This window comes from Streptomyces sp. NPDC058231 (genome assembly GCF_042882275.1).
Classification (GTDB): Bacteria; Actinomycetota; Actinomycetes; order Streptomycetales; family Streptomycetaceae; genus Streptomyces.
In genome coordinates, this window is the sequence record NZ_JBHVWN010000024.1 from 99,881 (window position 1) to 103,144 (window position 3,264).

The window sequence follows — 3,264 nt, forward strand, 5'->3', positions numbered from 1 at the left end:
AGGGCAATGCTCAGGGCAATGTCCAGGGCAATGTCGCGGGTAACGCGGCGGGCAATGCTCAGGGCAATGTCCAGGGCAATGTCGCGGGTAACGCGGCGGGTAACGCTCAGGGCAATGTCCAGGGCAATGTCGCGGGTAACGCGGCGGGTAACGCGCAAGGTAACGCCCAGGGCAATGTCCAGGGCAACGCAGCAGGCAACGGACAAGGAAATGCCCAGGGCAACGCCCAGGGCAACGTGCAGGGCAACCTGGGGTGAGGTAATGCGGACTGGGAAGGACAAGCACGCGCCGACCGGACACGCTCCGGCCGGCGCGGGCCGTCACCACGAGGAGCCGCCGGATCATGCCGGCGGCTCGGCCGGGATGTCCGGCCTCTCGTCAGTATCGGTAACCGTCGTCGTGCTCGCGGTGGTGGGCGTCCTGGTAGGGGCCGCCGTTCACCTGGTGATGCTCTTCTTCAGCATCGCCCCCTCGAACCCCTTCTCCCAGCGGCACGCCACCGGCATCAACAAGTACGTGGCACCCGAGTTCGTGCAGGGCTGGAGGCTCTTCGCACCCGCCGTACCGGCGGAGAACACCCAGGTGCAGGCGCGTGCGAAAGTCCTCAAACCCAACGCGACCAGCGCCACTGACACCGCCTGGGTGGACCTGACCGCGAAGGACCAGGCGCAGATCGTGCACAACCCGTTTCCCAGCCACTCGCAGCAGAACCAACTCCGTCTCGCCTGGGCCAACTTCGTCGACTCGCTCGACAACCAGGGCCGTCCCGTCGGGAAGATCGGAAACCTGAACCAGCAGTACCTGCTGCGTATCGCCGCCCAGCGTCTCGGGTCGCAGATCGACGGCGGCACCGTGCTGCTCCTCCAGCTGCGCTCGGCCAGTACACCGGTGGCAGCGCCCCGGTGGAGCAACCAGCACTTCAACACCCAGACCAACTACTTCGTACAGCCGTGGTGGATCGTCACTCCCAAGGACTTCAAGTGACCGCATACCCTCCGGCCGAGCCCGGCCGAGCATCAGTGACGTCCACCCTGACCGGACACCGCCGCGCCGTCGGCGCCGCGCTCCGGAGAGGCTTTGCCCGCGTCATCGGCAGTCCCGTCGCGCCGTACCAGACGGCCGTCATCCGGATCGGCTTCTCGCTGACCTGGCTCGCGTTTCTGCTGCGTGAGTGGGTGCACCGCGACGAGCTCTACGGGTCGGGCAGTCCGTGGAGCTGGTCCATGGCCCGTCAGCTGATCTCTTCGAGTCATGCCTTCACGATTCTCATGTGGAGTGACAGCCAGCTGTGGTTCGAGATCGTCTACCTTGCGGCGATGGCCGCGTCGGTGATGCTTCTTCTGGGGTGGCGGACCCGCACCTCCTCGCTGCTTTTCATGATCGGCGTGCTGGCGCTCCTGAACCGCAGCCCCTTCGTGGGGGACGGCGGCGACAACGTCATCCACGTCATGGCGATCTACCTGGTGTTCACCCGCTGCGGCCAGGTCTGGTCGTTGGACGCGCGACGTGCCGCACGCGGCCGTGACGGCGGCCGGGACGTGGCCGGGACCGTCATGTGGGTGCTCCTCACCGCCGTCCTCGTCCTGGTGACCGCGCTGGGCAAACTGAGTACGGGCTGGGCCCTGCTGATCTGGGGCTTCGCCCTCGGGCAACTGCTGTGGTGGTGGGTACGCCGATACGCGCCCGGCGAGCCCCGCACCGTCCTGGAGATGGTCGCGAACGTGGTGCACGCGGGCGCGATGCTCGTGATCGTGATCGAGGTGTGCCTGATCTACGCGACCGCCGGCTGGTACAAGATTCAGGGTCCTCTCTGGCAGGACGGCACGGCGCTCTACTACCCGTTGCACGTTGCCTTCTTCACGCCGTGGCCCACCCTGTCCCACACCCTTGCGGGCAGCAGCCTGATCGTCCTGCTGCTGACCTACGGCACGGTGATGCTCGAAGTCGGCTTCCCCTTCACGCTCTTCAACACCCGCGTGAGAACCGTGATGGTCGCGATCCTCATGTGCATGCATGCCGGTATCGGGATCGTGCTCGGCCTGCCCTTCTTCGCGCTGGCGATGATCGCGGCGGACTCGGTCTTCCTCCCGACCGTCCTTCTCCGGTGGTTGGGCGACCGCGTGACGAGCGCCGTGCCGCGGATGCGGGCCATGGCGCCCGCACCACAGACAGCCCACGAACAGGCGGAAACCGCCCATTACCGCCCGTGACGGGGCGCGGCGTCCGGCCGCCGCCCTGCGGTTGCCGGGGGAACAGCTCCCCGCTCTGTGCAACGCGCAGGGCGGGGAGCCCGGCGGGTGGTCGATCCGCCGCTCGGGTCAGCGCCCTTCGCGTTCGTAGCGCTCCACCCGCCGTGCCAGCCTGGTCCGGTACCTCTCGGGAGCGTGGAAGGCCTGCGAGCTGCGGACCATGTCCTCCGCCATGAGGCCCTCCGCGTACGCCCGCAGTGCGGGGATCCGCAGGAGGACGGCGCGCTGTGACTCGGCTTCCTCGACGGTGGTCAGCGGGGTGCTGTCGTTGCGCTCGTGGTTGCAGCCCCAGTGCGTGAGCCGCACGTTGTCGCGGGTGTGGGTACCGCCGGCTGCGATGGTGCGGATGTGGTCGACGCTCGGCGACCGAGGGTCCGGACGCTGACGGGTGCGGTCCACCGGATCTTCGCAGAGGCCACAGACCCAGCCGTCCCGGTCACCGATCTCCTCCGCCGTGAAGCGCTCGATGTCCCCGTTGCTTCTCATGCGCTGTCTGCGCCGCTGGTCCTGGCCGCGTTTGACTTCGTTGCGCCGCGACACGGGCGGTTCCGCACTGGTCACATCAACCTTCTCCCCGGCGGTGTGCGGGCATCGGCGTCCGGACCGGAGAACCCGCATCCCTCCGCCCGGCCGCACATGGCCACGGTCCGTCCGTCATCGGCGGTTGGCGTACGCCCATGTGAACCAGGCGACGCCGATCGCCATGATCATCAGAGCGAGAAACATCCAGAGAGCGACCGTTCCGGCGGTGACCTCCCCCCGCTCGAACGGATCGGTGTACTCGGCCTCGTCGGAACCTTCCGGATCAGCCATACGCTTTCCCCTCCTCTGCGCACACCCAGGCACCCGGCATCGCTGCGAGCAACCCTATGAGGTTGTCGGCCCGGCGGCCTAACCTCACCGTTTCGGTTGAGATGAGGCCGGAAGCGGGGAGGAAATACGAAAGTGCCTTCTGAGCTGGGACGATGAACCTTGTCGAGGGGTTCTGTCGGTCCAAGCGGAAGGCACTTTCTGC

The 3,264-nt window shown here is 67.3% G+C and carries 5 protein-coding genes; 3 read left to right on the forward strand and 2 right to left on the reverse strand.

Features of this window, described 5'->3' with window-relative positions; translation table 11 throughout:
• The 3 genes from ACFVXE_RS18555 to ACFVXE_RS18565 all read left to right on the forward strand — a co-directional run.
• Positions 1–257: hypothetical protein (locus tag ACFVXE_RS18555; RefSeq protein WP_389672215.1), on the forward strand; the 257-nt coding region annotated here is incomplete at its 5' end.
• 4 nt (positions 258–261) lie between these two features.
• The gene (locus ACFVXE_RS18560) at positions 262–984 is read left to right on the forward strand and encodes a DUF5819 family protein (RefSeq protein WP_389672216.1); all 723 of its coding nucleotides are present in this window, start codon (positions 262–264) and stop codon (positions 982–984) included.
• Positions 981–2,210, forward strand: a complete 1,230-nt coding sequence (locus ACFVXE_RS18565) for an HTTM domain-containing protein (protein WP_389672217.1) — start codon at positions 981–983, stop codon at positions 2,208–2,210. The genes ACFVXE_RS18560 and ACFVXE_RS18565 overlap by 4 nt, the downstream gene beginning before the upstream one ends.
• A gap of 108 nt (positions 2,211–2,318) precedes the next feature.
• Here ACFVXE_RS18565 and ACFVXE_RS18570 read toward each other — a convergent pair whose 3' ends face one another.
• Entirely contained in the window at positions 2,319–2,735 is a 417-nt protein-coding gene (locus ACFVXE_RS18570; RefSeq protein WP_389672218.1) for an HNH endonuclease, read from the reverse strand.
• 168 nt (positions 2,736–2,903) lie between these two features.
• Positions 2,904–3,062, reverse strand: a complete 159-nt coding sequence (locus ACFVXE_RS18575) for a hypothetical protein (RefSeq protein WP_389672219.1) — start codon at positions 3,060–3,062, stop codon at positions 2,904–2,906.
• Positions 3,063–3,264: the final 202 nt, after the last annotated feature.